The 25875-nt window shown below is 72.3% G+C and carries 24 protein-coding genes; 8 read left to right on the top strand and 16 right to left on the bottom strand.

The features are described 5' to 3' along the window. Position 1: 1 nt before the first annotated feature. From AB0J53_RS26095 to ychF, 8 genes are all read right to left on the bottom strand, one after another. Entirely contained in the window at positions 2-2365 is a 2364-nt protein-coding gene (locus tag AB0J53_RS26095) for a type IV secretion system protein (RefSeq protein ID WP_364176764.1), read from the bottom strand. Continuing rightward, positions 2362-4839: an ATP-binding protein gene (locus AB0J53_RS26100; protein WP_219511462.1), complete on the bottom strand. Its 2478-nt coding sequence runs from the start codon at positions 4837-4839 to the stop codon at positions 2362-2364. Before AB0J53_RS26100 ends, AB0J53_RS26095 begins: the two co-directional genes overlap by 4 nt. 47 nt (positions 4840-4886) lie before the next feature. Continuing rightward, positions 4887-7943: a TcpE family conjugal transfer membrane protein gene (locus AB0J53_RS26105; protein WP_364176767.1), complete on the bottom strand. Its 3057-nt coding sequence runs from the start codon at positions 7941-7943 to the stop codon at positions 4887-4889. Positions 7944-7997: 54 nt separating this feature from the next. Continuing rightward, positions 7998-8246 (bottom strand): hypothetical protein, encoded by a 249-nt coding sequence (locus tag AB0J53_RS26110; protein WP_246644910.1) that lies wholly within the window; start codon positions 8244-8246, stop codon positions 7998-8000. A gap of 81 nt (positions 8247-8327) precedes the next feature. Next, positions 8328-9032 carry a conjugal transfer protein gene (locus AB0J53_RS26115; protein WP_246644889.1) on the bottom strand — a complete coding sequence of 235 codons (705 nt, stop codon included), beginning with the start codon at positions 9030-9032 and terminating at the stop codon, positions 8328-8330. Positions 9033-9691: 659 nt separating this feature from the next. Next, positions 9692-10003, bottom strand: coding sequence for a hypothetical protein (locus AB0J53_RS26120; RefSeq protein WP_364176772.1), 312 nt, complete (start codon positions 10001-10003; stop codon positions 9692-9694). Positions 10004-10082: 79 nt separating this feature from the next. Continuing rightward, positions 10083-10805, bottom strand: a complete 723-nt coding sequence (locus AB0J53_RS26125) for a class I SAM-dependent methyltransferase (protein WP_364176775.1) — start codon at positions 10803-10805, stop codon at positions 10083-10085. Positions 10806-10814: 9 nt separating this feature from the next. Continuing rightward, the gene (ychF, locus tag AB0J53_RS26130; RefSeq protein WP_364176778.1) at positions 10815-11891 is read right to left on the bottom strand and encodes a redox-regulated ATPase YchF; all 1077 of its coding nucleotides are present in this window, start codon (positions 11889-11891) and stop codon (positions 10815-10817) included. Between the two features lie 69 nt (positions 11892-11960). Here ychF and AB0J53_RS26135 point away from each other — a divergent pair, with 69 nt between their 5' ends. Both AB0J53_RS26135 and AB0J53_RS26140 read left to right on the top strand, forming a co-directional pair. Next, positions 11961-13217, top strand: coding sequence for a DNA recombination protein RmuC (locus tag AB0J53_RS26135; RefSeq protein WP_364176781.1), 1257 nt, complete (start codon positions 11961-11963; stop codon positions 13215-13217). 15 nt (positions 13218-13232) lie between these two features. After that, complete coding sequence (locus AB0J53_RS26140) at positions 13233-13742, top strand: DUF6542 domain-containing protein (RefSeq protein ID WP_219504940.1); 510 nt, start codon at positions 13233-13235, stop codon at positions 13740-13742. Between the two features lie 33 nt (positions 13743-13775). Here the strand turns inward: AB0J53_RS26140 and AB0J53_RS26145 are convergent, their stop codons facing one another. Beyond that, positions 13776-14741 (bottom strand): 4-hydroxy-3-methylbut-2-enyl diphosphate reductase, encoded by a 966-nt coding sequence (locus tag AB0J53_RS26145; RefSeq protein ID WP_219504942.1) that lies wholly within the window; start codon positions 14739-14741, stop codon positions 13776-13778. Between the two features lie 101 nt (positions 14742-14842). On the opposite strand from AB0J53_RS26145, the gene AB0J53_RS26150 reads away from it, so the two are divergent. Both AB0J53_RS26150 and xseA read left to right on the top strand, forming a co-directional pair. Then, positions 14843-15901: a hypothetical protein gene (locus AB0J53_RS26150; protein WP_364176785.1), complete on the top strand. Its 1059-nt coding sequence runs from the start codon at positions 14843-14845 to the stop codon at positions 15899-15901. Positions 15902-15927: 26 nt separating this feature from the next. Beyond that, complete coding sequence (gene xseA / locus AB0J53_RS26155; RefSeq protein WP_219504946.1) at positions 15928-17139, top strand: exodeoxyribonuclease VII large subunit; 1212 nt, start codon at positions 15928-15930, stop codon at positions 17137-17139. Here the strand turns inward: xseA and AB0J53_RS26160 are convergent. Further along, complete coding sequence (locus AB0J53_RS26160; protein ID WP_364176789.1) at positions 17081-17725, bottom strand: TetR/AcrR family transcriptional regulator; 645 nt, start codon at positions 17723-17725, stop codon at positions 17081-17083. The two genes, xseA and AB0J53_RS26160, sit on opposite strands and share 59 nt — an antisense overlap. Positions 17726-17813: 88 nt before the next feature. On the opposite strand from AB0J53_RS26160, the gene AB0J53_RS26165 reads away from it, so the two are divergent. Further along, positions 17814-18221 carry a nitroreductase family deazaflavin-dependent oxidoreductase gene (locus AB0J53_RS26165; protein ID WP_364176792.1) on the top strand — a complete coding sequence of 136 codons (408 nt, stop codon included), beginning with the start codon at positions 17814-17816 and terminating at the stop codon, positions 18219-18221. A gap of 26 nt (positions 18222-18247) precedes the next feature. Here AB0J53_RS26165 and AB0J53_RS26170 read toward each other — a convergent pair whose 3' ends face one another. From AB0J53_RS26170 to AB0J53_RS26180, 3 genes are all read right to left on the bottom strand, one after another. Continuing rightward, positions 18248-18481: an exodeoxyribonuclease VII small subunit gene (locus tag AB0J53_RS26170; protein WP_364176795.1), complete on the bottom strand. Its 234-nt coding sequence runs from the start codon at positions 18479-18481 to the stop codon at positions 18248-18250. A 131-nt stretch (positions 18482-18612) separates the two neighbouring features. Further along, positions 18613-19149: a DUF4245 domain-containing protein gene (locus AB0J53_RS26175; RefSeq protein ID WP_364176798.1), complete on the bottom strand. Its 537-nt coding sequence runs from the start codon at positions 19147-19149 to the stop codon at positions 18613-18615. Positions 19150-19160: 11 nt separating this feature from the next. Beyond that, positions 19161-19760, bottom strand: a complete 600-nt coding sequence (locus tag AB0J53_RS26180) for a TetR/AcrR family transcriptional regulator (protein WP_219504951.1) — start codon at positions 19758-19760, stop codon at positions 19161-19163. An 81-nt stretch (positions 19761-19841) separates the two neighbouring features. Between AB0J53_RS26180 and glpX the strand changes: the two genes are divergently transcribed. Beyond that, positions 19842-20876, top strand: coding sequence for a class II fructose-bisphosphatase (glpX, locus tag AB0J53_RS26185; protein ID WP_219504952.1), 1035 nt, complete (start codon positions 19842-19844; stop codon positions 20874-20876). Between the two features lie 9 nt (positions 20877-20885). Here the strand turns inward: glpX and AB0J53_RS26190 are convergent, their stop codons facing one another. Continuing rightward, positions 20886-21536: a DUF1707 domain-containing protein gene (locus tag AB0J53_RS26190; RefSeq protein WP_364176803.1), complete on the bottom strand. Its 651-nt coding sequence runs from the start codon at positions 21534-21536 to the stop codon at positions 20886-20888. Positions 21537-21634: 98 nt separating this feature from the next. Here AB0J53_RS26190 and AB0J53_RS26195 point away from each other — a divergent pair, with 98 nt between their 5' ends. Both AB0J53_RS26195 and AB0J53_RS26200 read left to right on the top strand, forming a co-directional pair. After that, positions 21635-22276, top strand: a complete 642-nt coding sequence (locus AB0J53_RS26195; protein WP_364176806.1) for a DUF998 domain-containing protein — start codon at positions 21635-21637, stop codon at positions 22274-22276. A gap of 44 nt (positions 22277-22320) precedes the next feature. Continuing rightward, positions 22321-23481: an MFS transporter gene (locus AB0J53_RS26200; protein ID WP_364176808.1), complete on the top strand. Its 1161-nt coding sequence runs from the start codon at positions 22321-22323 to the stop codon at positions 23479-23481. Here the strand turns inward: AB0J53_RS26200 and AB0J53_RS26205 are convergent. Together AB0J53_RS26205 and AB0J53_RS26210 are read right to left on the bottom strand one after the other, a co-directional pair. Next, entirely contained in the window at positions 23465-24421 is a 957-nt protein-coding gene (locus AB0J53_RS26205) for a Gfo/Idh/MocA family oxidoreductase (RefSeq protein WP_364176811.1), read from the bottom strand. The genes AB0J53_RS26200 and AB0J53_RS26205 overlap by 17 nt on opposite strands. Before the next feature lie 22 nt (positions 24422-24443). Continuing rightward, entirely contained in the window at positions 24444-25808 is a 1365-nt protein-coding gene (locus AB0J53_RS26210; RefSeq protein ID WP_364176814.1) for a PLP-dependent aminotransferase family protein, read from the bottom strand. Between the last annotated feature and the right edge of the window lie 67 nt (positions 25809-25875).

The raw sequence follows: 25875 nt of genomic DNA on the forward strand, positions 1-25875 counted from the left end.
ATCAGTCCCTGTCCGGGTGGGAGGGGTTGAGCCAGAACGGCACCGGCGGCTCGGCCTTGCGGGAGCTGCCCCACAGCGGCGGCGGCTCGGAGGCGCGGCCGTCGGACTCGGAGCGGCTGAACATGCTGCCGCCTCCGCCGTTGCCGAACACCCGCCCGTCCTCGTTCCTGCCGAAGATGCCGCCGCCGGACGACTGCCGGTCGGACCGCGACCCGCCGCCGGAGCCGGTCCGCCGCGACCCGCCGAACATCGACCCGCCCGACCGGGACCCGCCGCCGCCCGAGCCGCCGAACCGCGACGCGCGCGACCCCCCGGACCCGGACCCGCCGGACCCGGAACCGCCGAACCGCGACCTGCCGGACCCGCCCGACCAGGAGCCGCCGGACCGGGACCCGCCCGACCCGCCGGACCCGCTCACGCCGCCTGACCCGCCTGAGCCGCCGAGCTGGGAGCCGCCCGTACGGGTGCCGCCCGAGCCTCCGCGTGGCGCCCAGCCACCGCCCGAACGGCCGCCGAACCAGCCGCCGCCCGCCGTACCGGAACCGCCGGAACCACCCGAGCCACCTGAGCCGCCGGGACGGCCGGGGGCGGCGCCGCGCGGGGCCGCGCCGGCGCCGCGCGTGCGGGTCGGCGCGCCACCCAGGTTGAGGGGCGGCGCGTCGCCCTTGCGGGGAGCGGGCGCCTGCCGCCCGGCCGCCTTGCCGCCCTGCGGGTCGGTGTCGAGCGGCGCGGGCACCCGGACGCCCGACGGCATCGCGCCGGTCTCGCCCTCCTCGCCGCGCGCCCGGCCCTGGGCGACGGTCGCCGCCGTGGCGCCGGCCGCGCCGCCCGCCACCGCGCTGACGATGGGCTCCGCCTTACGCGCCCCCCAGCGGCCGATCCTGGCCGAGGCGACCGGCGGCAGCACGTTCGAGGCCCGCTCCAGGACGGGCGAGCCGGCCGCGTCGCCGAGCATGCGGGTGGTGAGCGTGTGCCCGTTCATGGAGGCGAACAGGTGCTGGAACGGCCGCCGGTAGAAGAACACCGCGATCGTCAGCAACGCCATGAACAGGATCTGCATGCCCCACGGCATCGCGGTCGAGATGATCAGCGCGTAACCGTACACGAGCACGCCGAGCACGAGCGCGAGCACGGCCTGCCGCAGCAGGGTGCCGATCAGCATCTCCACCCAGCGCATGGCGATGATCCGCCCGCTGCCCGGATGCACGCCGATGAGCAGGAACACCGGCCCGAGGATGAGCAACAGCAGGAAGCCCACCTTGAGCACCAGCAGCGAGACCGCCACCAGGAAGATGAGCACCCCGGCCACCAGCGCGGCGATCAGCGCGCCGATGGCCACGCCGAGCCGGCTCGTCCAGTCACGCCCGGAGAAGATGAAGTAACGCGAGTCGTTGCGCAGCTTGTCAGCGATCTCGGCATATTTCGCCTGATGCGCTCCCACGTCGGGCGCCGGTTGCCCTGCCGTGGCCGGCGGGATGGACTGCGTCTCCAGCATCGTGCGGCCGAAGTCGCGCACGATCGGCTGGTTGGGGTCGGCGGTGCCGAACAGGCCCATCAGCCACGGCTTGCACACCAGTGTGGACCAGAGCGCGTCGGCGTTCTGGTCGACGCCCGGGGTGCCGTTCTGGCCGAAGCCGCCGGCCTTGACCTCGGGGCTGGCGTCGCCCGGTGGCGGCAGGCAGGACGCGCCGCCCGCGCCGGGCAGCCCGGAGAAGGCGGAGTTGACGACCTCACCGGTCTTGTCCGTGACGACCTTGCCCAGGCCGGTGAAGTCCTGCGGCCGGCTGAGGAACCAGGTGGCGACCGTGACCGCGAGCACCATCCAGATCACGCCCTCGGCGGTCGTGGTGGCCCGCTTGCGGATCAGCCCGTACCAGGCCAGCCAGATCGCGCCGAGGATGACGATGGGCTGCAGGTAGGGCCAGTACATGGCCTCCGACAGGTTCGTCACGATGTCGTCGACCACGTCCTTGATCGACTGGAGCGGCCCCTCGGTCGCCGCCGCCTGATAGGTCGTGATCGTGAGCCGGTCGACGGCCTTGGCCCACAGGAAGATCGTGTTGGCCCACGAGTTGCCGAGCACGGCCGCGATGTCGGAGCAGCCGAGCTCGTGCGTGTGCCAGAACTGGCCGGCCATGCCGAACTGGCTGTAGTTGGTGACCACCGCCGGCGTGCCGGGCTCGGGCGTCGGCGGCTGCATCATGCCGTCGGTGCCGCCGCCGATCACCTCGGGGGCGAGCTCGCCGGACAGGTCACACGGGCCCGCGGCGGCGGGCGACAGGCTGCCCGCCACGATCGGCACCACGAGGACGCCGAGCAACACCACAAGCGCCAGAGCCCATCGTCTGGGTAGCCGGATCCTCATGACCGCACCTCCTGCGCGTGGCCCACTCCCCCTTGAAGATCATCATGCCCGCCGCCGCCGGGTTTGTCGTGTGTCGGGTTCGTGTCGAGCCAGCGGAGCAGCTCCTCGGAGATCAGGTCTACTCCGATGCGGCCCGCCCTGCCATCCAGATCGCGGAAAATGCATTCCCCGTTGCCCAGCGATCTGAGGACGGCCTTGTGCTCCTCCGACGGTTCGACGCCCAGCAGCGACATCACGTGACCGACCTCCACCCGTTCGGTCGAGCGGAAGGCGAACACCGACGACAGGCAGTTGGTCACCTGTTCGTTGAGCAGGTCGCCCGCGTTCTGCGAGACCAGGACGAGGGCGGTGTTGCGGGAGCGGCCCATCCGGCTGACCTCGGGCACCAGCTTGGCGCCCTCGGGCGTGGACGTGATCGCCCACGCCTCGTCCAGGAAGATCGCCTTGGGCGCGCGCCGGTCGAGGCCGTTCATCAGCCGCCGGGCGAACTGCGACACCAGGTAGAGCAGGGCCACCGACAGCCGCTGCTCGTAGGAGTAGTCGTCGCGGCCCGTGGCCACGTCGGGAAGCGTCAGCCCGCCGAGAGTGAACACGGTGGTCCAGCCCTCGCTGTCGATCTGGTCGCCGCCCGACGGGTCGAAGCAGAGCCTGGCCAGGTGCATCTCCGACATCGAGCGCAGCACCGCGCCCAGGTTCTTCGACGCGGCGTCCTCGGCCTGCTCCAGATAGTCGACGACCTTGCCGAGCGACGGGTCGGCGGCGTTGGACACCGCCGCCACCGCCTGGATCATCGCCGACTCGCGCTCCTCCGACATGCGCGGCAGCAGCAGCCGCAGCGTCTCGGTCGCCATCGTCTTCTTGGCCGCGATGTCGTCCCCGAACGAGAACGGGTCCAGCAGCCCCGGCGCGGCCGAGCCCAGCGGGATGATCCGCGCCTTGCGCTCGCGCTTCTGCAGCAGCTCGACCAGCGACTCGGCGTCGCCCTTCGGGTCGATCACCGCGACCGTGACGCCGCGCAACGCCATCTGGTAGATCATCAGCAGGGCCAGCGTCGTCTTGCCGCCGCCCGGCTCGCCGGTGATCGCGATGGCGGTCGGCCGGTTGCGGCTGGCCGCCAGCAGCGGGTCGAAGTGCACGATGCTGCGCGCCCGGCCGACGGTCTCCCCGATGTACGGGCCCAGCCAGCCCTCGCCGCCCTCCTCCAGCCGGTCGCCCAGGTCGACGGTCGCCGTCGCCATCCCGCCCGCGATCGTACGCAGCGGCTGACGCTGGGCGTAGGCGTTGACGCCCACCTTCTCGCCCGGCAGCGACTCGCAGAACAGCGAGAACTGGTCACCGGTCGAGTTGACCACGTCGATGCCCATGTCGCGGTAGTGCTCGACGACCGCCTCCACCCGCTGCACGCAGATGTCCTCGGTCGGCGCCGACACGATCAGCCGGTGCCACCCGTACACGAACGGCAGCCGCTCCTTCGTGATGCCGTGCTCCAGCATCCGGGCCGCGTCGATCTGCTCCGCCAGCGCCAGCGGCGCCTCCGCGCCCGCCTCGCGGATGTGGATGTCCATGTCGCGGGCGTGCGCCAGCTTGCGCGCCACGTCCTTGGACGCCTTCACCGGCGGGATCAGCCGCATCCGCGACGACACCTCCACCGGGAACGGCAACTGGTCGGCGAAGTGCATCCACGGCTCCCCGTCGGGGAACGGCATCAGATCCGGGAACCGGGCGAACGACAGATACGCCACGTACGAGTCGCCCTGCGGCTGCACGATCCGCAGCAGCGACCTGCCGTTGTGGATCTCACCCTCGACCAGCGACTCGATCTCGCCCTTGCCCCAGCGCCGCTTCGGGCTCGCCGACGGCGCCGCGTCCGCCAGCGCCCCCGCCGCCGCGTGCTGGAACAGCCACGCGACCTCCACCGACGTGGCATGCCGGGCATACAGGGCACTGGACGCCAGCGCCCGGCCCAGCCGCTCGGCCTGCTCCGTCCACCGGCCGACCTCGCTCTCGGGCACGTGGTCGTCCTCCAGCCCGAGGACCTTCTCCGTCTTCTGGTAGAAGCCGAACACCTGAGCCAGCACCCCGGCGCCCAGCTGCTTGCCCCGCGGACCGAGCCGTACGCCCAGATAGACCTCCTTCGACCAGAAGTCCTTCGCCCAGACGTGCCGGTACATCTCCTCCAGATAGTCGCGCCAGCCCGGCCCCTCGTCGGAGGTCGCGTTGAGCGCCATCGCCCACTCCGCCGCCGGATAGGCGCGATGCGCCACCCGCAGGTGCACCTCGGCGTCGGGCATCCTGATCGCGGCCAGCGCGATCGTGATGTTGGTGGCCAGCGCCTCACGCTCCTCAGGCGTGACGAACTCGTAGCTGACCGTCGGAAGGCGGAAATACGCCCATGCGTCGGTGTCCGTGAGCAGGATGCGGTCGTCGAAATAGCGGACCGCCAGGCGCTGACGCGCTCTAGACGCCCTGCTCATGCCGCCCCCTCGGCGCATGAACGGGCCATGCCTGCTCGCATGTTCACTTATCGCTCACCGATTCTCGTGCCCGGGGGGTCACTCGCCAGCTCCTCTTCGTCAGTTCGGACCTTCTGTGCCGCGAAGCCCGCGATCACGACCCCGGCGAGAGCGAGATACGCCCGCCGCCCGGCCGCGCGCAGCTGCCCCGGATCGACCACCCCGGCGCCGCCCGGCGCCAGATCGTCGTCCCAGGGGACCCTGACGATGGCCCGGCACCTGCCGCGCGCCACCGCCTCCGCCTGCTCGACGTCCGTCATCGAACGCCGGCTCACCCCGTTGACCACCATGACCGCGCGCCGCCTCAGGTGCGCGCAACCGTGCCCGTCCAGCCACTCGTACGTCATCGCCACCGCGTCCGGCGCCTCCACGCTCGCGGGCACCACGAGCACGAGCTGATCCGCGTACGGGAGCACGCGGGCGGCCAGCGCGGCGGCCGGATCGATCACCGTGAGCTTGTAGTGCCGGTCGAGCAGGCTCATCGCCTCGCCCAGCCGGTGGTCCGAGAACAGGCCCCGGTCGGCCAGCCGCTGCTCGTCACCGTCGGCCCCCACCACCTCCAGCCCCGAAGCGGTGCGCGTGGTGTAGCCGCGCATCGTCAGATAGCCGCTCACCCGCTGCAACCCCGCCAGCAGCGACGTCAGCGTCTCGGGCGTCTCCGGATGGATGCGGCTCGTCATGCTGCTGTCCCCCGACGCCGCGTCCACGGCCACCACCCGGTCGTCGCGGTACTGCGCGAACGTGTGACCCAGCATCAGCGCCGTCGTGCTCTGCCCGGCGCCGCCGGTGCACCCCAGCACCACCACCCGCCGGCTCCCGGCGAACACCCCCCGGGCGCGCGCCTCGTCCAGCTCCGACCCGTCGGTCCGTACGCCGTTGCCGCCCACGACCACCTGCGCGATGCGCCGCCAGCCGCCCGAGTCGCGCCCCACCACGGACTCGACCCGCCGCACCCGCTGCCCCGGCCTGGGCCCCGGCACCACGGCCGCCCCACCGTCACGCCCCTCCTCCGGCTCCACGGGCACCGCTGGCGCCTCGGCCACCGGCTCCGGCGCGACCTCCTCTGGGGGCGGCAGCTCCCCGGGCACGACGTCCGTACGATGAATCGCCCGGCTCGGCAGCTCAGCCTCACGCCCCCGCAGCGGGCGCGACAGGGTGACGGGCTTGGCATCGGGACTCAACGGCGCCCACGCCCGCGCGTCGGGCAACGCCACCCCCGGCCCCAACCTGGGCGGCTGCCCCTTCCTGTGCTGACTCCGCGCCGCCTCATCCCCCTCGGCCTCCGGCCCAGCCCCACCAACCTCACCGTGGCCCTCCTCGGAGGCGGGGGCATCCTCGGAGGCGGGGCCCTCCTCGGAGGCGGCAGCCTGCCCGGCGGCGGTGGCCTCCTCGGAGGCGTGAGCGTCCTCAGAGGCGGAGACCCGCCCGGACGCAGCCACCCGCTCGGGGGCACCGGCCTGCTCCGGAGCCGAGGCATGCGCGGAGGCGCCCCCCTTCTCACGGGCGGCGGCCCGCTCGGACGCGGGAGCCTCCTTAGGGGCGACAGCCCGGAAGCGGGCGGCGTCCTCCTCAGAGGCGGCGTCCTCCTCAGGGGCGGCGGCCTGCTCGGAGGCGTCGGCCCGCAGGTGGGCAGGGGCCTGCTCGGAGGCGGGGGCGGCACTCCCCCCAACCGGGGACTCCCCGGAAACGGCCGCCTCCTCAGCCGCCTGCCCGTCCCCGGAGGCGGAGGCGCTCTCACGGACCGAGGACTCTCCACGCGCCACCGCAGGCACCGGGGGCTGTCCGGGCGCAGGGGCGGGCTCGCGGGCCGGAGCCTGCCCAGCACCGGACGCACCCTCAGCGGCTCGCCTCCGCTTGGAAGCCGCAGCCCCCTCACGGGCCGGCGCACCCTCCAGTCCCCGCGCACCCTCACGGGCCCGAGGCTGCTCGGAGGCCGACGCCCCCTCCTGGGCCGCGGCCGGCTCGGGCGCGGGGGCGCTCCCGGCGGCCAGCGGCCGCTCGGACGCCGCAGCGCGCTCGTGGGCCGGGGCACTCTGCCCGTCCCGCGCGCCGCCGCGGACCGAAGGCTGCTCAGAGGCCGACGCTCCCTCGATCGCCAGGGGCTGCTCGGCAGCGGGGGCGCTCCCAGCGGGCAGTGCGCGGTCTAGCGTCGGGCTGCCCTTGCGGCGGCCCGGGGTTCCCTCGGGGGTCTGGGTGGCGTCGGGGGTGGGGGTGGGTTTGGGGGGGTCGGCGGTGGCGGCGAGTTTGCGGAGGCGGCGCAGGGCCTCGGTGTCGATCGGCTTGCCCGTGGGTTTGCGGGCCGCCGTCTCCGGTCTGGGGCGCGCCGGGGCGGGGTCGCGTACGCCGTCGAAGGCGCGCAGGCCCTGCGCCTCCGGTGCGGGGTCGGGGGCGGCGGGGGTGTCGCGTACGAGGCGCAGCTCGACCGGGGCCGAAGGCGAGGGCGCGGCCGAGGGCGGGGGCGAGGCCGACGACGAGGGCGCGGGTGACGACGGCTCGGGGGCGAGGGCGGGGGCGGCGGCGGTGGGGCGGACGCGGGAGCCCCAGCGGACGGGCGGGTCGGCGAGCGGCGCCTGGGCGGCGGCCACGGCGGCGGCGGCCACGGCGGGGCGGACCTGGCGGGGCCCGGTGACCCGTTCGGGGGCGCGCTTGCGCTCGGTCTGGCGGGCCTTGCGGGGCTTCTTGACCTTCACCCGCTTGGGCGTGGCGTGCCAGACGCGCCCGGAGAACGTGATGGTCTCGGGCTCGGCCGCGGGCGACAGCCGGTACCAGGCGCGCGGCTGCCCCAGGTAGCGCAGCTGCGACTCCAGCAGCTCGGTCAGCCGTTTGCCCTCGATGACGGGCCGGGTGGACAGCCAGGTGACGATGCCGGGCGGGACGAGGAAGAGCACGTGCCAGGGCATCTCGACGGGTACGCCGACGAGCCAGAGCAGGAGCGACCACGGCACGAAGACGCCGACGAACACGCCGATCCAGACGATGGGCAGCGGCATGGGGAGCCGTAGGTCGTACAGCTTGTAGAGCCGCTTCTCGATACGCCAGATGTTCGTGTACGTGGGCAGGTCCACGCGGTCCTCCTCTCCACCCGCTCGTTCATGACCGCGCGGAGGCGGTCCCAACCCTCACTGGTTGATGCCCAGCGCGCCCGCGATCGCCTTGGCCGTCACCTCGATGATGTTGGGCACGTAGAAGATCACGCCGATGGCCACGGCCAGGATCAGGAACTGGACGAAGCGCGTGATCTCGCGGGTGAAGAGGAAGAACAGCGCGACCACGGACACGACGACGAGGAACAGCGGGGCGAAGAACGCGCGCAGGAAGTCGGCGAGTCCTTCGGTGTTGACACCCGTCGGTGCTGGTGTGGGTGTCATTTCGATGAGGTTGAGCACTATGCTTTTCAAGATCACTTCTTGTCCTCCCGGGGGGTGCCGATCAGCAGCGCGGTCGTGCGTCTACCCAACGGCCCTACCGGCACCGCGGATGTCGTCGACGTACCATTTGTCGCCCTGCTTCTCGACAGTGAGGCGGTAAGCCTGCTGGAGGCGGCCGGACACCGCTTCGGGGTTGTTGGCCTCGTCCGCGGGCGGCGTGCCGTCGGGCACGATCCACACCACGACCGCCTGGATCTCACGGGTGGCACCCCCCACAGGCACCACGACACTCTTGAGCTCGCCGAAGGTGAACGCGCCCGCGAAGGTGGGCAGGCTCGTGCCGGCGGTCACGTAACGCTGCAGCTCGACGGTGTTGCCCAGCGCGTAGTAGCGGAAGAAGCCCTCGAGCTGCGGCTTGAGCTCGGCGGCCGCCACGTCGTCGCTCTCGGGCGCGGCCACCTGCGGCAGCTCGGCCGGCGCGGGAGCGGGCAGGATGGCGGGCCAGCCGGAGACGACGAACCTGTCGTCGGAGTAGTAGAGCGGCACCGACAGGTGGAGCCTGCGGGACCCCGACTGGAACGCGACGGTGACGATCGCGTTGTTGTCGTCGCTGACCTGGATGTCGTACGGCTGGATCGCCACGGCGCCGAGCTTGCCGTTGCCGTCCCAGCCCATCTGCTGGTCCATGCCGTCGGCCATGAACGCGGCCAGCTTGCCGGACCTGCTCACGGCGTCGTCGGGGCTGAAATTCAGGTAAACGCCGGCGAACTGCGCGGCGAACGCCATGCCACGGTCCGCCGGGAACGAGCTGCCCGGTTGGGCGGCCGCATTCGGCGCGGCGGCGTTTTGGCCGGTAAACCGCTCAAAAGGGGCACGGATCCCATTCACCACGATAACCACAATAAGCGCCCAGAGAATGATGCGCCCGGTCCACACCAGCCATCGCCCGCCGCCGCCCGACCAGCCTCCGCGCCGCGGCCTGTGCGGAGGCGGCGCGTCGAAGTCGTGTTCAGGGCGTGCGGAAAGGCCGGGGTCGCCAGCGATCCGAGGACCGTGCTGGACGGTTGACCTACGAGCCATCACGCCTCCGCTCGCGCCAATCCCCCCGGCTGGCGCGGTGTCGTCCGTTGCCGATCCCCATCATCCGCGGTGAAGCAGTCACCCTATCCGGTCTCCGCCATTGTTCCAGGAAAGCCACGCCCATGCTGCAAGCATCGCCGTCCGGGGGCAAACCGAGTGCGCATGGGACGCATCGGAGCGCCGACTTGTGTGCGTTCCCTGTCGAATGGGCATTTGACCAGGCCAGAGACCTAAAAACGCATAACCCGGTGGCCACCTATTCCTGTCCATATGGCGTCAGGGGCGCTCTGACCTGCGATTTCCTCCTGAAAACAGGAACGGCCGCCGTGCCCGGCAGCGGGCAGGCGGCACGTCCGTATAGGGGGTCAGGCCGGCTCGGGGCCCTGGTCGCCCACCGACCGGCGGCGGCTGTGAAGGTCGACGACGGTCGGGGGCGCGGCCGGCGGTACGGCCCGCTCCAGCGACCCGCGCAGCTCCGCGAGCATCATCCTGGCGTCGCCTCCGCGCGTGCGGGTGGCCAGCTCCTCCCGTTCGTCCACCTTCCTGCGCAGATACGCCTCCCGGTTGACGCGCAGGCCGTACATGAGCTCCACCCTGAGCAGGGCCAGCTCCTCCTCCAGGGTGATGCCCGCGAGCTTCGGCACCGGACGACGTCGGCGGATGATGCGACGGATCATGAGGGCCTCCCGATTCAGCGTGAACGCCGTGACGATTCGACGCGCAAACTCGCCGGGTGGTTGACGCGGAAGCTGTCCCTCAGGCAACGAACCGGGCGACGAACACGAACTCCCGCCCCGGCCGGTCCGGCGCGTCGCGCACGTCCTCGACCCGGTAGCCCGCCGCGACCAGCGACCGCTCGACCTCGTCCCGCTCTCGGAACCGCAGCGTCGAGTCGGACGTGACCACGTCCCCGCCGTCGCCGAACACGTACGTGTGCCGGAAGGTCACGAGCGGGCCGGACACGTCCAGCACCTCGCACCAGGTCTCCACCTCGCCGACGCCGCCGATCTCCACCCGCCTGCGGGTACGGTCGCGCGTCCACTCCAGCCAGGCGCGCCGGGCGGGAACGCGGGTCTCGAAGGCCAGCACGCCCTCCGGCCGCAGCGCCGCCCTGACGCCGCGCAGCGTGGCCTGCCAGTCGTCGTCGGTGAGGAAGACCTGGGCCACGTTCGCGGTCATCACGGCAAGGTCCATGCGCAGCGGCGGCAGCGTGGTGGCGTCGCCGTGGATCCACCGCACCGCGCCGCACTTGCCGCGCGCCACGTCCAGCGACGCCTCCGCCGGGTCGACGCCGACCACCTCGACGCCGCGCGCGGCCAGCAGGCACGCGAACGTGCCCGTGCCGCAGCCCACGTCGAGCACCCGCCGCGCGCTGAACTCCGCCACCATCGCCGCATAGGCGTCGAGGTCGCCGCGGTCGGGGTCGAGCGGGTCGTAGATCCGGGCCAGCCGGGGATCGGCGAAGATCGCGTCGGGCACGCGCCCACGTTAGACGTTGAAGCGGAACTCCACCACGTCGCCGTCGCGCATCACGTAGTCCTTGCCCTCGATCCGGGCCTTGCCGGCCGAGCGGGCGCTGGCGATCGAGCCGGCCTCCACCAGGTCGTCGAACGAGACGACCTCGGCCTTGATGAAGCCGCGCTGGAAGTCGGTGTGGATGACGCCGGCCGCCTCGGGCGCGGTGGCGCCCTTGCGGATCGTCCAGGCCCTGGTCTCCTTCGGCCCGGCCGTCAGGTAGGTCTGCAGCCCGAGCGTCTCGAAGCCGACCCGGGCGAGCTGCGACAGGCCCGACTCCTGCTGGCCGACCGACTGCAGCAGCTCCAGTGCCTCCTCGTCGTCGAGCTCCACCAGCTCCGACTCGATCTTGGCGTCGAGGAACACCGCCTCGGCCGGCGCGACCAGGGCCGACAGCTGGGCCCGCAGGTCGTCGTCGACCAGCTCGTCGGCGTCGAGGTTGAACACGTAGAGGAACGGCTTGGCCGTCAGCAGGTGGAGCTCGCGCAGCTCCTCGCCGTCGAGCTGGGCCTCGAAGACCGTCTTGCCGGTCTCCAGGACCTTGAGCGCGGCCTCTGCGGCCTCCAGCGCGCCCTTCTTGTCCTTGTTGTGGCGCGACTCCTTCTGCAGGCGCGGGATCGCCTTCTCCACCGTCTGCAGGTCAGCCATGATCAGCTCGGTGTTGATCGTCTCGATGTCGCGCTTGGGCGAGATCTCCCCGTCGACGTGCGTCACGTCGGGGTCGCCGAAGACCCGGATCACCTGGCAGATCGCGTCGGTGTCGCGGATGTTGGCGAGGAACTGGTTGCCCCTGCCCTGCCCCTCGGACGCGCCCTTGACCAGCCCGGCGATGTCCACGAACTCCACCTTGGCCGGCAGGATCCGGGCCGAGCCGAAGATCTTGGCCAGCACGGGCAGCCGGTCGTCGGGCACGCCGACGATGCCCACGTTGGGCTCGATCGTCGCGAACGGGTAGTTGGCCGCCAGGGCGTTGCCGGTCTTGGTCAGCGCGTTGAAAAGCGTGGACTTGCCGACGTTGGGCAGGCCGACGATGCCGATAGAGAGGCTCACGTCCAGCGAGTTTACTGTGTCGCGTGTCGGGACCCGTCCCGGCGCGGCAGGGCTGCCATCATCGTGTGGATGGATGTCGTCTCCCTCCTCATCGGGCTGCTCGTCGGCGCGGCCATCGGATTCCTGGTGGCGCGCACGCGGGCGGCGGTGCGGGTGGCCGAGTCCGACGCGCGCGCCAAGGCCGCCGCCGACAAGCTCGTCTACGTCGAGGAACAGCTCGCCGAACGCTTCCAGGCCCTGTCCACCCGGGCGCTCGACGTCAACAACGTGCGCTTCCTGGAGCTGGCCGAGACGCGGCTGGCCGCCACCCGCGCCGAGGCCACCGGCGACCTCGACCAGCGCAGGCAGGCCGTCGAACACCTGGTGGAGCCGCTGAAGGACGCGCTGGCGCGGGTCGAGTCGCAGCTGCGCGACACCGAGTCGGGACGCCGGGCCGCGAGCGCCGAGCTGACCCAGCAGATGGAGTTCGTCCGGCAGAGCCACGAACAGCTCCGCGCCCAGACGACGGCGCTGGTGCGCGCGCTGCAACGGCCCGAGGCGCGCGGGCGCTGGGGCGAGATGCAGCTGCGCCGCGTCGCCGAGATCGCCGGGATGCAGCGGCACTGCGACTTCGACGAACAGGTCACCGAGGGCGCGATGCGGCCCGACATGGTGGTGCGCCTGGCCGGCGGCAAGAACATCGTGGTCGACTCCAAGGTCTCGCTCGCCGCCTACCTGGAGGCCGCCGAGGCCGCCGACGAGTCACTGGCCTCCGTACGCCTCGACGCCCACGCCCGCCACATCCGCGAGCACATCGACCGGCTGGCCGCCAAGTCCTACTGGCAGGGGTTCAACCCGTCGCCGGAGTTCGTCGTCCTGTTCATCCCGGGCGAGGCGTTCCTGTCACCGGCGCTGGAGCGCGACCCCGGGCTGCTGGAGTACGCGATGGCCCGCCGGGTGCACATCGCCACCCCGACGACGCTGATCACCATGCTGCGCACCGCCCACTACGCCTGGCAGCAGGCCGCGCTCAGCGAGAACGCCCGCGCGGTGTTCGAGCTGGGCAAGGAGCTGTACGAAAGACTGTCCTCGATGGGCCGCAACGTGGAGTCGCTGGGCCGTTCGCTGGCGCGTACGGTGGAGGCGTACAACAAGACGGTCGGCTCCCTGGAGAGCCGGGTCCTCGTCACCGCGCGCAAGCTGCACGATCTGGGCGTGGTCGACGGCGAGCTGGCCACGCCGGAGACGCTCGAAGGCGTGCCCAGGCCCCTGGCCTCCCCCGAACTGCTCGAAACCACGTCTCTCCTCCCGCACACGAACGGTAAGTTGGCCAACGGGTCGCAATAAAGGGGGGCGGGTCCGATGACCGGGAAAGGCAAGAGATCTGCCGTCAGGCTGACCGCCCGCGGCGCCATCGCGCTCACGCTGCTCGCCACGCTCGCCGGCTACGTGCTGGCCGCGGTCGCCGGCATCGAGGCGCTGGTCGGCGTCGCGTTCGTGGCGGCGTGCCTGCTCGCGGTGCTCCTGGTCAATCCACGCGAGCTGCTGTCGCTGGTCGTCACGCCGCCGCTGGTGTTCTTCGTCGCCACCCTCTTCGTCGAGCTCGGGCGGGCGCTCAGCTCCGTGGGCATCGTGCAGTCGCTGGCGCTCGGCCTCTACAGCTCGCTGTCACGCGGCGCGCCCTGGCTGTTCGCCGGCTCGGCCGTGGTGCTCGGCATCGCCTGGGGGCGCGGCCTGCGCGACAACGTGCGTGAGCTGCGCGAGGAGCTGCGGGCGGGCGCCGACGTGCCGCGCCCGCGCCAGCCGTTCGTCCCCGAGCCCGAGGGCTACTTCGAGCCGAAGGTCTACGGCACCCCCCGGGGCGACGACTAGCCCGTACGGGATCCCGTACGGGCCGATCGTGGGTCAGGACGCGCGCAGGTCCTTGCGGAGCTCGTGCGGCAGGGCGAAACGCATGCTCTCCTGCACCGGCTCGACCTCCTCCACGTCGCCGAACCCGTGGCCGGCCAGCCGCTCGAGCACCTGCTCGACCAGCTCCTCCGGCACGGACGCGCCGCTGGTGACGCCGACGGTGGTGACGCCGTCGAGCCACTCGTCACGGATGAACGAGGCGTTGTCGACCAGGTAGGAGGCGTCGGCGCCATAGTCCTTGGCCACCTCCACCAGGCGCTTGGAGTTGGACGAGTTCTCCGAGCCGACGACGATCACGAGCTGCGACTGCGCGGCGATCTCCTTGACGGCGACCTGCCGGTTCTGCGTCGCGTAGCAGATGTCGTCGCTCGGCGGGTCGATGAGCGTCGGGAAGCGCTCCTTGAGCCGGGCCACGGTCTCGGTCGTCTCGTCGACCGACAGCGTCGTCTGCGACAGCCAGACGAGCTTGCTCGGGTCCTTCACCTGGACGCGGTCGACCGAGTCGAGGCCGTCGACGAGCTGGATGTGGTCGGGCGCCTCGCCGGAGGTGCCCTCCACCTCCTCGTGACCCTCGTGCCCGATGAGCAGGATGTCGTAGTCCTGGCTCGCGAAGCGCTTGGCCTCGTTGTGCACCTTCGTCACCAGCGGGCAGGTGGCGTCGATGGTGCGCAGGCCGCGCTCCTTGGCCTCGCCGTGCACGGCGGGCGAGACGCCGTGCGCCGAGAACACCACGATCTCGCCCTCGGGCACCTCTTCGGTCTCCTCGACGAAGATGGCCCCCTTGGCCTCGAGCGTCTTGACCACGTGCGTGTTGTGCACGATCTGCTTGCGCACGTAGATCGGCGCGCCGTACTGCTCCAAGGCCTTCTCGACCGCGACAACGGCTCGATCGACTCCGGCGCAGTAGCCGCGCGGCCTGGCCACGAGGACGCGGCGGGAAGTGGACGTCTGGGGCTCCATACTTCTTATGCTACGTGGAACGACCAGCAAGCCCGAGCGTGCGCGGTTGCCCGCCTTTTGCCAGACTGGCCGTCCAATACTGACCTCCCAGGGAGACGTACATGTCCCTCAGCGACGTGATACGCAACATCACCAAGACCGTCACCGACAAGGACGAGCTCAAGGGCAAGGCCCGTGACCTGCCCGTCCTCTTCGTCCAGGGCACGCTCAGCATCGCCGGGCACGCCCTCCAGTTCGTCGACCGGGTGAAGAACTCGATCAAGGGACTGGGGAGCAAGGAAGAGGAGGAGAAGCAGGAGGAGCGCGACTCCCGTCCCGCCGACGCGGTTGCCGCCGAGGAGGAGGACAAGCCGGCCCGCAGGGAGCCGGTCATCTTCGCGCCCCGGCCCGACGCCGCCGCGCCCAACGGCACCTCCAAGACCAAGCCCGACCCGGTCATCTTCACCCCGGCGCCCAAGCAGGACGAGGCCCAGGCCGAGGCCGTCCACAAGCCCGCCGCCGAGGCCGCCGCCGCTCCCCAGCCCAAGCCCGCCCCCACGGAGGCCAAGCCGGAGCCCGCCGCCCCGGAGGCCAAGCCCGAGGCCGCCGCCGACCTCAAGGCCGAGCCCACCACCGAGCCCAAGCCGGAGCCCGTCGCCGAGCCCAAGCCCGCTGCCGTGCCTGAGCCCGTCGCCGAGGTCAAGCCGGAGGCCGCTGCCGCGCCTGACGCCGTCGCCGCGCCTGAGCCGTCTGTGGCCGAGACCGTCGCCGAGACCGTGGCCGAGAAGCCGAAGGCCAAGCCCAAGGCCGCCGCCAAGCCCGCCGCCAAGCCCGCCGCGAAGGCGCCCGCCAAGACCAGCCCCGCCAAGACCAGCACGCCCAAGGCTCCCAAGGCCGCGAAGGCCGACAAGCTGGCCGAGGCCGTCGAGGCCACTCCCGCCAAGGAGGCCCCCGCGCAGGAGACCGCTCCGGCCGTGGCCACCCCGGTGAAGGAGACGGGCCTGGTGGAGCCGATGCCCGGCTACTCCGAGCTGAGCGTCGCCTCGCTGCGCGCCCGGATGCGCGGCAAGTCCGCCGAGCAGATCGGCGCCTGCCTCGCCTACGAGCAGGCGACGGCCGCCCGCCCCGAGGTCGTCAAGATGTACGAGAACCGGCTGGCCAAGCTGCAGGCCGGGGAATAGTCGGCGCGGCACCGTAGGCTTCGGGCATGAGCTCGAAGACCACCCCCGAGGCGCCCCTGCCGGTCCGCACCGTCCTGCAGATGGTGGGCGGCTGGATCGGCAAGCTGGGCACGGTGTGGGTCGAGGGTCAGATCACCGACCTGAGCGCCCGCGGCGGCACGGTCTTCCTGACGTTGCGCGACCCGGTGGCCAACGTGTCGGCCCGGGTCACGGCCCCGCGCGGCGTCTACGAGGCGACCGAGCCGCGCCCGGCCGACGGCGCGCGGGTCGTGGTGCACGTCAAGCCGGACTTCTGGGTCAACAGGGGCTCGTTCGCCTTCACGGCGCTGGAGATCCGCCCGGTGGGCGTCGGCGAGCTGCTGGCGCGTCTTGAGCGGCTGCGCCGGCTGCTGGCGGCCGAGGGCCTGTTCAACGCCGACAGGAAGCGGCGGCTGCCGTTCCTGCCGGGCACGGTGGGGCTGATCTGCGGCCGTGACTCGGCGGCCGAGCGCGACGTGCTGGAGAACGCCAGGCGTCGCTGGCCGGCGGTGCGGTTCAAGGTCGAGGAGGTCGCGGTCCAGGGCCCTTACGCGGTGGGCGAGGTGACCGAGGCGCTGTCCAGGCTCGACGCCGACTCCTCGGTCGAGGTGATCGTCATCGCCCGGGGCGGCGGGTCGCTGGAGGATCTGCTGCCGTTCTCCGACGAGACGCTGGTCAGGGCCGTGGCCGCGTCCCGCACGCCGGTTGTGAGCGCGATCGGCCACGAGCAGGACAGCCCGCTGCTCGACCTGGTGGCCGACGTACGCGCCTCCACCCCGACCGACGCCGCCAAGAAGGTGGTGCCCGACGTCGGCGAGCAGCTCACGCTGGTCCGCCAGTTGCGTGACCGGGGCCGCCGGGTGGTGGGCGGCTGGCTCGACCGCGAGATGTCGTGGCTGACCTCGGTGCGCTCCCGCCCTTCGCTGGCCGATCCGGTGCGCGAGCTGGAGCGCCGCGCCGAGCAGGTCGACGCGCTGCGCGAGCGGGCCAGGCGTTCGCTGACGTCCTCGCTCGACCGGGCCGGCGACGATCTCACGCACGTACGGGCGCGTCTGGTCGCCCTGTCGCCCGCGGCCACGCTGGAGCGCGGTTACGCGATCGTCCAGCACCCGTCGGGTGAGGTGGTGCGGCGGGCCGCCGACATCGAGCCGGGCGCCGTGCTCACGGTGCGGCTGCCGGACGACCGGGTGACGGTGCGTGCTGAGCCTGCCGGGGAGTGACGAGCGCCAGCGCCAGCTCGTCGAACCCGGCCTTGATCTCCTCGACGCTCAGCCCCCGTTCCTCGCGCTGATAGGAGATCAGCCGGGCGGTGGCGGAGGCGAGCAGCGCGTCGGCCAGGAAGCCGGCGCGTGAGCCGGGCCTGACCTGCGCGATCAGCGTGGTCAGATGCCGATGATGGACCTTGTACGGCCCGCCGAACATGGCCTTGGGCGGCCCGGTCTCCAGGAGCATGAACAGGTCGAGCTGCTCGACGATCCGGTCGACGAGCGCGGCGAGGAACGCCCTGATGCGCTCGACGGGCTCCGCCCCCGGCCCGACCGGCGGCGGCCCGGTCATGAACGCCTCCTGGAAGCGCCGTTCGCGCTCGTCGACGAGGGCGTAGACGAGCCCGGCGCGGTCGCCGAAGCGGCGGTAGACGGTGCCGACGCCCACGCACGCCTCGCGGGCGATCTCGTCGAGGGAGAGCTGGTCGGCTCCCCGTTCGGCGATCAGGCGGGTGGCACAGTCGATGATCTTCTGCCGGTTTCGCGCCGCGTCGGCCCGCTCCGGCTGCGGCTGCCCGATCACTGGCAACTGTCGGCGCACACGCTGAGCATAGCGATTGCAACCGGAGGAATCTCCGTTTAGGCTCCGCGGTTGAGAACGGAGAGTTCTCCGATTAGAGGTGGGAATCATGGCGAACGACTTCAACCAGCAGGTCATCGACGAGTTCCGGGCCAACGGCGGACGCGTGGGCGGCTACTTCGAGGGCTCCGACCTGGTGCTGCTCACCACGACCGGCGCCAAGTCGGGCAAGCCAACGACGACCCCGGTGATGTATCTGAAAGACGGCGACCGCTACGTGATCATCGCCTCCAACGCGGGAGCCGACCACCACCCGGCCTGGTATCACAACCTGCGCGCCAACCCCGTGGCCACGGCCGAGATCGGGACCGAGACGTTCGAGGTCAAGGCCGAGTTCGTCGAAGGCGCCGAGCGTGACGAGCTCTACGCGCGGATGGTGGCCGTCGCCGCCACGTTCGCCGAGTACGAGGCCAGGACCACCCGCCGCATCCCGGTCGTGGCCCTGCACCGCAGCTAGTACGCGGCAGGCTAGAAGGGGGCAGGCTAAAAGGGGGCGTCGCCCGGCGTGGCCGACGGGTCGGACCGGCGCGCCATCGCGGCGGCCAGCTTGACCCGGGCGCCCTGGAGCCACTCCTCGCAGATCGCGGCCAGCTTCTCGCCCCGCTCCCAGAGCTCGATGGACTGTTCCAGGGTGAGCCCGCCGGTCTCCAGGCGGCGCACCACCTCGGTCAGCTCCTCGCGGGCCTGCTCGTATGAGGGTGCCTTGTCATCTGCCACCCTCCAACCCTAGGGGCCCCACCCGACAGAACACGCCCCACAGCCCGCACAGGGACCTGAAACCCCGAACGCGAGGGCCGAGGGTTCCACTCCCGGAGCGAGGGGGCCCCGCTGGAAGCTCGGAGGGTGGCTCAGGTGGCGGGCTTGGGGCGCTGCTGGAGGGTGGCGGCGAGCTGGCCGAGCTCGGTCCAGTCGGCGGTGCCGGTCACGACGAGCGTCACGTCGGGCAGCATGCGGATGAGCGTCCGCTGGTTCTTGTCCTCGCGGAAGCGCCGCTCCCACTGCTGGCCGTTGACGTCCTGGGTGCCGGTGGGCTTGTCGGAGTTGGCCATGCGGCTGGCGAACCCCGCCGCCGGCTTCTCGTCGCTCTGGATGAGCATGGCGTGCTGGCGGGCCTTGGTGGCGTAGCCGACGTGGAGCACCTGGGCCTTGCCTTCGCCCTTGGCGATCCGGTTGCTGTTGGGGATCCAGCCTTCGGGGTCCTTGGCGGGGGCCCACACCTGGTAGGGGACGGTGCGGGCGAAGTTGGCCACCGTGATCGTGTAGTCGAGCTTCGGGATGTGCTCGCCCTGGCTCTGCGGGGTGATGAGCAGGAACAGCCCTACCGCCCCGAAACAGACGAACAGGGCTACCGCGTAGCCGTAGAAACCTTCGGTGAACCGTCGCACACTTGGCGAGGTTACCCGGTGGCGTCGCCGGTCGGGCGAATGCGTCCGACGATGGCGAGGACGTCGTCGGCGAGCGCCCGGTCGCCTGTCTGGACGACTTCGCTGACGGCGGCGGCGAGTGCGCCGGTGATGACGACGACGAGGGCGTTCTCGGAGTCGTCGAAGAGCGCGGCGTTGCGCCGGGCCCAGGTGCGCAGCCGGTCGCGCATGACCACCTCGAACCCGGGCGGCCCGTCGCCACGCAGGAAAAGGGCGGCGAGCTCGCGTTCTTCGAGGCAGCCGTCGAGGTAGGCGCGGGCGGCGGCGAGGAAGACCCGCATGGGATCGCTCTCGCCGCTGTCGCGCACGTCGCGGGCGGCCTGCTTGGTCCGCTGGGTCTGCCGGGCCTGGAACTCCTCGAACAGCGTCAGGTAGAGGTCGGCCTTGCCGGCGAAGTGGTGGTAGAGGCTGCCGACGCTGGCCTCGGCCTTGGCCACGACGTCGGTGACGCCCGCCTCGGCGAAGCCCTTGGAGACGAACACGTCGCGGGCGGCCCTCAGGAGAGCGCTGCGCGTGGCCGCGCCCCGCTCGGAGGTGCGGGCCGTGACCGGCTGTTCCACTTCGCTGCTCATGGCTGGCACATTATCCTCCGCTGACCGGGGATACAGGGACAACTACGATCGGGATAGTCGTCCACGAGGAGGCCCTTCATCATGTCCGATCAGACGTCGGTTCCGGCTGCACTTGCTACGGGCGAGCACGCCCCTGACCGGAATCTCGCCTTGGAGCTCGTACGCGTTACAGAGGCGGCGGCGATGGCGGCCGCCCGCTGGGTCGGCAGGGGCGACAAGAACGGCGCCGACGGCGCCGCGGTGAACGCGATGCGCCAGCTGATCAACACCGTGTCGATGAACGGGGTGGTGGTGATCGGCGAGGGTGAGAAGGATCACGCTCCGATGCTGTTCAACGGGGAGCGGGTCGGCGACGGCGGTGGCCCTGAGTGTGACGTGGCGGTCGATCCGATCGACGGCACCAGGCTGACGGCGCTGGGCATGCCCGACGCGGTGTCGGTGATCGCGGTGAGCGAGCGCGGGTCGATGTACGACCCGTCGGCCGTGTTCTACATGGAGAAGCTGGTCACGGGGCCGGAGGCGGCCGACGTGGTGGACATCGAGGCGCCGGTGGCGGCGAACATCGCCGCGGTGGCCAAGGCCAAGCACTGTTCGGCGGCCGACGTCACGGTGGTGATCCTGGACCGGCCCCGGCACGAGCGGCTGGTCAAGGAGATCAGGGAGACGGGCGCGCGGATCAAGTTTATCACCGACGGCGACGTGGCGGGCGCGATCATGGCGGCGCGCGGCGGCACCGGCATCGACCTGATGCTGGGCATCGGCGGCACGCCCGAGGGCATCGTGGCGGCGTGCGCGCTCAAGTGCCTGGGCGGCGTCATCCAGGGCAAGCTGTGGCCGCGTGACGACGCCGAGCGGGCCAGGGCGATCGACGCCGGCCACGACCTGAGCCAGGTGCTGACCACGAACGACCTGGTCAGGTCCGACGACGTGTTCTTCGCCGCGACGGGCATCACCCAGGGCGAGCTGATGGACGGCGTGCGCTTCCGCGGCGGGGTGGCGGTGACGCAGTCGCTGGTGATGCGCGGGCGCTCGGGCACGATCCGCAAGGTGGAGAGCGAGCACCAGCTGTGGAAGCTGCGCGCCTACAGCGCGATCAACTTCGACACGGCGGGCTGAGCGGGAGCGTCAGCCGCGGCGGCGCTTGCGGCGGGGCGGCTCCTTGACCTTGACCTCGCCGGCGAAGTTGCTGGTGCGCACCTCGACGACGGGGGCGCCGGGCTCGGTGGGCTGCTTGGTGAGCCTGACGGTCTTGTCCTTGGTGACGCGGATGACCTCCAGGTCTTCGGGCACGTGGATCTCCAGCCCGCCGAAGACGAGGGTGGCGTTGATGACGATGCGCCGGTTCTGCAGGATCGCGTCGCGCAGGTCGAGCTTGGTGGTGCCGAACATGGCGGTGACCGACAGCTCGGCGGGCACCACCCACCGGCCGCCGCGTTCCTGCTTCTTGAAGACGGCGGAGACGGGCCGGCCGTCGAGGTTGAGCGGCTGCTGGTCGGCGGGCAGCAGGTCGGCGGTGAGCTGGGCGATCTCCCCGAGCGTGCGGGCCGCGTAGAGGGTGGTGAGGCGCTCTTCGAGCTCCTCCAGCGTGATCCGGCCGTCGGCGTGGGCGTCCTGGAGCACCTGGGCGATGCGTTCGCGGTCGGCGTCGGAGGCGCGCAGCTCGTGTGGCTGGGGCGCGCCTTCCTGGGCCGGGCGGCGGGCGGACACCCACTCCTCGGCCAGGCGCTCACCGACTTCTTGCAGGCGCGGCAACCAGGACCCGGGGCGTTCGTTCACAGTTCTGACAATATCCGGCGCTCCGCGGGAGCGGACCCCGGAATCTCCCTGAGATTGCGGCCGTTGAGCCGGACAGGCAGGCGTCGGGAGGGGTGTTCGTGCATCGGTCGGCACGCTGGGGATTGGGCGCGGTGGGCGCGGGGGCGGCGTTGATCGTGGGCCTGGATCTGGCCGCGCTGGGCGAGATGGACCCGTTCCGGCGCACGATCAGCGAGCACGGCCTGGGTGAGCGGGGGTGGCTGTTCGGGCTGGGGGTCGCGCTGCTGGCGGTGGGGTCGGCGGCGATCGGCGTGTCGCTGGCGCGGCGGCGGCTGGCGGGGGTGGTGGGCACGGTGGCGTTGCTGGCCTGGAGTGCCGGGCTGCTGGTGACGGCGTGGTTCCCGAAGCACGACTGGTCGGTGGGGCCGTCGCTGAGCGGCAGCATCCATCGGGCGGGCAGCGTGATCGCGTTTCTGAGCCTGCCGCTGGCGGCGTTGATCATCGCCAGGCCGTGGCGGGCGGAGCGGCATCGGGCGGCGCTGGCGGCGTTCGCGTTCGGGATCGTGGCGGTGCTGTGGGTGCTGGGCATGGGCGCGGTGGTGATGGTGGGGGCGCGCAGCGGTCTGGCGTGGTGGCAGGTGATGCCGCTGGGCCTGGTCGAGCGGTGTCTGGCCGCGATCGAGGTGATCGCGCTGACGGCGCTCGGGGTGTGGGCGGCGGGCAAGCCGGTGGGCCTGGTGGAGGAGACGTCGGCGGGCTAACCTGACCCCGCCTCACGTTTGATTCCCCCCATCAGGAGGCCGCCGTGCCGTCCCCGCGTGATCGCCAAGCCCGCCTCGCCACGTTCGCCGTCTACGCCGTGCAGGGGCTCTCCTTCGCCACGTTGCTCACCCAGGTGGCCCACCTCCAGGACAAGCACCGGCTCGACACGGGGGCGCTGACGGTGCTGCTGCTCATCGTGCCGGTCTTCGCCGGGGTCGGCAGCGTGGCGGCCGGCTCGATCGCGGCCCGGCTGGGCAGCAAGGCGCTGCTGCGCGTGGCCCAGCCGCTGGTGGCCGCCGCCGTCGTACTGGCCGGGCTCGCGCCGGGCGTGCCGCTGCTGGTGCCGGCGCTGCTGCTGTTCGGGGTGGCGGTCGGCGCGGTCGACGCGGGCATGAACATGCAGGGCGTCGCGGTCGAGCGCCGCTACGGCCGGGCCGTGCTCAACGGTTTCCACTGCCTGTGGAGCGTGCTGAGCCTGGCCGGGGCGCTGTGGGTGTCGGCGGTGGGCGACGGGCTGCCGCTGGAGGCGACCATGGCGATCCCGATGGCCGTGGCCGTCGCGGGCTCCCTGGCCGCCGGGCCGAAGCTCTACACGGCGGCCGAGGAGCGGGCCGTCCCGGAGACGGCCACGGCAGGCGGTCGCGTCCCGTTCCGGCCGATCCTCCCGCTCTGCCTGGCGATGGCCTTCCTGTACGTGGGCGACGCGGCGGTGTCGAACTTCTCCACGGTCTTCATGCAGGACACGCTGGCCGCCGACGCCCGGGTGATCCCGCTGGCCTACGCCGCCTACCAGGCGACCACGCTGCTGGTGCGGCTCGCGGGCGACCTGGCCGTCAGGCGTTACGGCTCGGCGGGCATCGTCAGGCTCGGCGGCGCGATCGCCACGCTGGGCTTCCTGGGCATCGTGGCGGCGCCCAGCCAGCCGCTGGCCGTGGTGGCGTTCGGGCTGACGGGCGTGGGGCTGTCGGTGGTGGCGCCGCAGTCGTTCTCGGCGGCGGGCAAGCTCGACCCGGCGGGCACCGGCAACGCGATCGCCCTGGTCAACCTGTTCAACTACGTGGGGTTCATCGTCGGCTCGGCGCTGGTGGGGGCGATCGCCGAGGCCGCCGACATGCGGGTCGCGTTCGCCGCCCCGCTCGTGCTGGCCGCCGCGATCATCGTGCTGGCGCGCGGGTTCGCGCCCCGGGTCAGGGCCGAGGCGTAGCCGGTTCGCGCACCTCGGCGACCTCGACCGGGCGGCGTTCGCGGCGTGACAGCTCGGCGGCCTCGGCGACGTACAGGGCTTCCAGGGCGTCCTCGATCGGGCACAGGCCGGGCGCGCCGCGCAGGAACGCGTCGAGCTCGGCCGCGTAGGCGTCGGCGAAGCGGGTGACGAAGTCGGGCCACGGCTCGCCGTGCGGCTGCAGCCCCTCGGCCGACGACAGCGGGGCGCGCGGGCCCAGGCCGACGGCGCGGGTCCCCCGGGTGCCGGCGAGTTCCATGCGGACGTCGTACCCGGCGCCGTTGTAGCGCGAGCCCTGCACGGTGGCCAGCGTGCCGTCGTCGAGGGTGAGCAGCGCGGCGCTGGTGTCGACGTCGCCGGCCTCGGCGAAGAAGGCGGCGCCCCGGTTCGCGCCGGTCGCGTACACGGAGACGATCTCGCGGCCGGTCACCCAGCGCAGGATGTCGAAGTCGTGGATGTGGCAGTCGCGGTAGATGCCGCCGGACTGCGGGATGTAGGCGGCGGGCGGCGGGGCGGGGTCGGCGGTGATCAGGTGCACCCGGTGCAGTTCCCCCAGCTCGCCGGCGCGCAGCGCGGCCCGGGCGGCGGCGTAACCGGCGTCGAAGCGGCGCTGGAACCCGATCTGCACCCGGTGGCCGCGGGCCGCCTCCAGCACCTCGGCGGTCTCCTTGACGCCGGCGGCGACGGGCTTCTCGCAGAAGGCCGGGACGCCGCGCCGGCAGGCCTCGCGCAGCAGCCCGGCGTGCGTGCCGGTGGGCGTGGCGATCACCACGGCGTCGGCCTCGAACGGGTCGCCGGGCCTGCCGTGCGGCGAGGTGCGCACCGGGTCGGCCACGACCAGGTCGTCCACCAGCGGATGCGCGGCCAGCGTGGCCGCGTGGAAGGCGCCGATGCGGCCCAGCCCGAGCAGTCCCACGCGCATGGCTTCTTTCTAGGCGAGCGGCCTACTCCTGTCCAGACATTCTGACCTTCAGTCCGCGTACGGCCTCCGCGGCCTTGCGGGCGGGCACCCGGGCGAAGCCGATCACGACGGCAGGCGGGCCGGCGGACGAGCGCATCGGCGCGACGGCCTCGGCCGAGAGCCCCAGCTCCAGCGCCGCCTCCACCACCTCGTCCTCGTCCCAGCCGTCGGGCAGGTCCAGGTAGGCGTGCAGCCCGGCCTCGATGCCGCGCACCCGGACGCCGGGCACGTGCTCGGCCAGCGCCGAGACCAGCGCGTCGCGGCGGCGGTGATACTCGCGGCGCATGCGGCGCAGGTGCTTGTCGTAGCCGCCGGTGCGCAGGAAGTGCGCCAGCGCGTACTGCTCGATGACCGGGGAGCCGAGGTCGAGCTCGCCCCGGGCACGGCGGACGGCGTCGGCGAGGTGGGCGGGGGCGGCCACCCAGCCCAGGCGCAGGCCCGGCGCCAGCGCCTTGCTGACGCTGCCGGACAGGATCACCCGGTCGGGCGCGAGCCCCTGGAGGCAGCCGACGGGGTCGCGGTCGAAGCGGAACTCGGCGTCGTAGTCGTCCTCCAGGATCGTCCGGTCGCCCTCGCGCGCCCACTCCAGCAGGGCGGCCCGCCGCGCGGGCGAGAGCACCACCCCGGTCGGGAACTGGTGGGCCGGCGTGACCAGCACCGAGTCGGCCCGGCGGGCCCGCAGGGCGGCGACGTCGAGCCCGTCCTCGTCCACCGGGACGGGCACCAGCTCGGCCCCGGCGCGGCGCAGCAGGGGCGCCTGACGGTGGCTGCTGGGATCCTCGACGGCCAGCCCGGCGGGGGTGAGCACGTGCAGGATCAGGCTGAGGCCCTGGGCGACGCCGCCGACGATGACCAGGTTCTCGGCGCGCACGTCGGCGGCCCGCACCCGGCGCAGGTAGCCGGCCAGCTCCTCACGGAGCTCGGGGACGCCGCCGGGGTCGCCGTAGTCGAGGGCGTCGGCGGGCACGGTGGCCAGGACGTGGCGGACGGCGGCCAGCCAGCGTTCGCGCGGGAAGTGGCCGAGCTCCGGGGAGGTGGGGCGGTGGCCGTAGTAGGGGGCGCGCGGCCCTGACCGGGGCGGCGTGGGGCTGGGGGCGCGGGCGGCGGCCGGGGCGACCTGGGTGCCGGAGCCGACGCGGGAGATCAGGAAGCCCTCGGCGACGAGCTGCTCGTACGCCTCGACCACCACGCCCCGGGAGACGCCCAGGTCGGCGGCCAGGTCGCGGGAGGCGGGCAGGCGGGTGCCGGGGGTGAGCCTGCCGAGCCGGATGGAGTCGCGCACCTCGGAGGCGATCTGCCCAGCGATCGCCCCCTTGCCGCGATTTATCGCGATATGAAGGTCGGCCATAATGGTCCTGTTTTACCTCGGCTCTTTGGACTATTTGCGGAGACCATTGGCTTCCTAGCATGCCGTA

Origin of the sequence: Nonomuraea sp. NPDC049725, assembly GCF_040674795.1 — a bacterium.
In the GTDB taxonomy this organism is placed as follows: domain Bacteria; phylum Actinomycetota; class Actinomycetes; order Streptosporangiales; family Streptosporangiaceae; genus Nonomuraea; species Nonomuraea ceibae.

Excerpts from the sequence above, each read along its gene's own strand:
- AB0J53_RS26120 (WP_364176772.1), bottom strand. The coding sequence starts at position 10,003 with ATGATCCGTCGCATCATCCGCCGACGTCGTCCGGTGCCGAAGCTCGCG.
- AB0J53_RS26095 (WP_364176764.1), bottom strand. The coding sequence starts at position 2,365 with ATGAGGATCCGGCTACCCAGACGATGGGCTCTGGCGCTTGTGGTGTTG.
- AB0J53_RS26165 (WP_364176792.1), top strand. The coding sequence starts at position 17,814 with ATGGCGAACGACTTCAACCAGCAGGTCATCGACGAGTTCCGGGCCAAC.
- AB0J53_RS26110 (WP_246644910.1), bottom strand. The coding sequence starts at position 8,246 with ATGACACCCACACCAGCACCGACGGGTGTCAACACCGAAGGACTCGCC.
- AB0J53_RS26180 (WP_219504951.1), bottom strand. The coding sequence starts at position 19,760 with ATGAGCAGCGAAGTGGAACAGCCGGTCACGGCCCGCACCTCCGAGCGG.
- AB0J53_RS26140 (WP_219504940.1), top strand. The coding sequence starts at position 13,233 with ATGACCGGGAAAGGCAAGAGATCTGCCGTCAGGCTGACCGCCCGCGGC.
- AB0J53_RS26210 (WP_364176814.1), bottom strand. The coding sequence starts at position 25,808 with ATGGCCGACCTTCATATCGCGATAAATCGCGGCAAGGGGGCGATCGCT.
- AB0J53_RS26100 (WP_219511462.1), bottom strand. The coding sequence starts at position 4,839 with ATGAGCAGGGCGTCTAGAGCGCGTCAGCGCCTGGCGGTCCGCTATTTC.
- AB0J53_RS26115 (WP_246644889.1), bottom strand. The coding sequence starts at position 9,032 with ATGGCGTTCGCCGCGCAGTTCGCCGGCGTTTACCTGAATTTCAGCCCC.
- xseA (WP_219504946.1), top strand. The coding sequence starts at position 15,928 with ATGAGCTCGAAGACCACCCCCGAGGCGCCCCTGCCGGTCCGCACCGTC.
- AB0J53_RS26205 (WP_364176811.1), bottom strand. The coding sequence starts at position 24,421 with ATGCGCGTGGGACTGCTCGGGCTGGGCCGCATCGGCGCCTTCCACGCG.
- AB0J53_RS26145 (WP_219504942.1), bottom strand. The coding sequence starts at position 14,741 with ATGGAGCCCCAGACGTCCACTTCCCGCCGCGTCCTCGTGGCCAGGCCG.
- glpX (WP_219504952.1), top strand. The coding sequence starts at position 19,842 with ATGTCCGATCAGACGTCGGTTCCGGCTGCACTTGCTACGGGCGAGCAC.
- AB0J53_RS26135 (WP_364176781.1), top strand. The coding sequence starts at position 11,961 with ATGGATGTCGTCTCCCTCCTCATCGGGCTGCTCGTCGGCGCGGCCATC.
- AB0J53_RS26150 (WP_364176785.1), top strand. The coding sequence starts at position 14,843 with ATGTCCCTCAGCGACGTGATACGCAACATCACCAAGACCGTCACCGAC.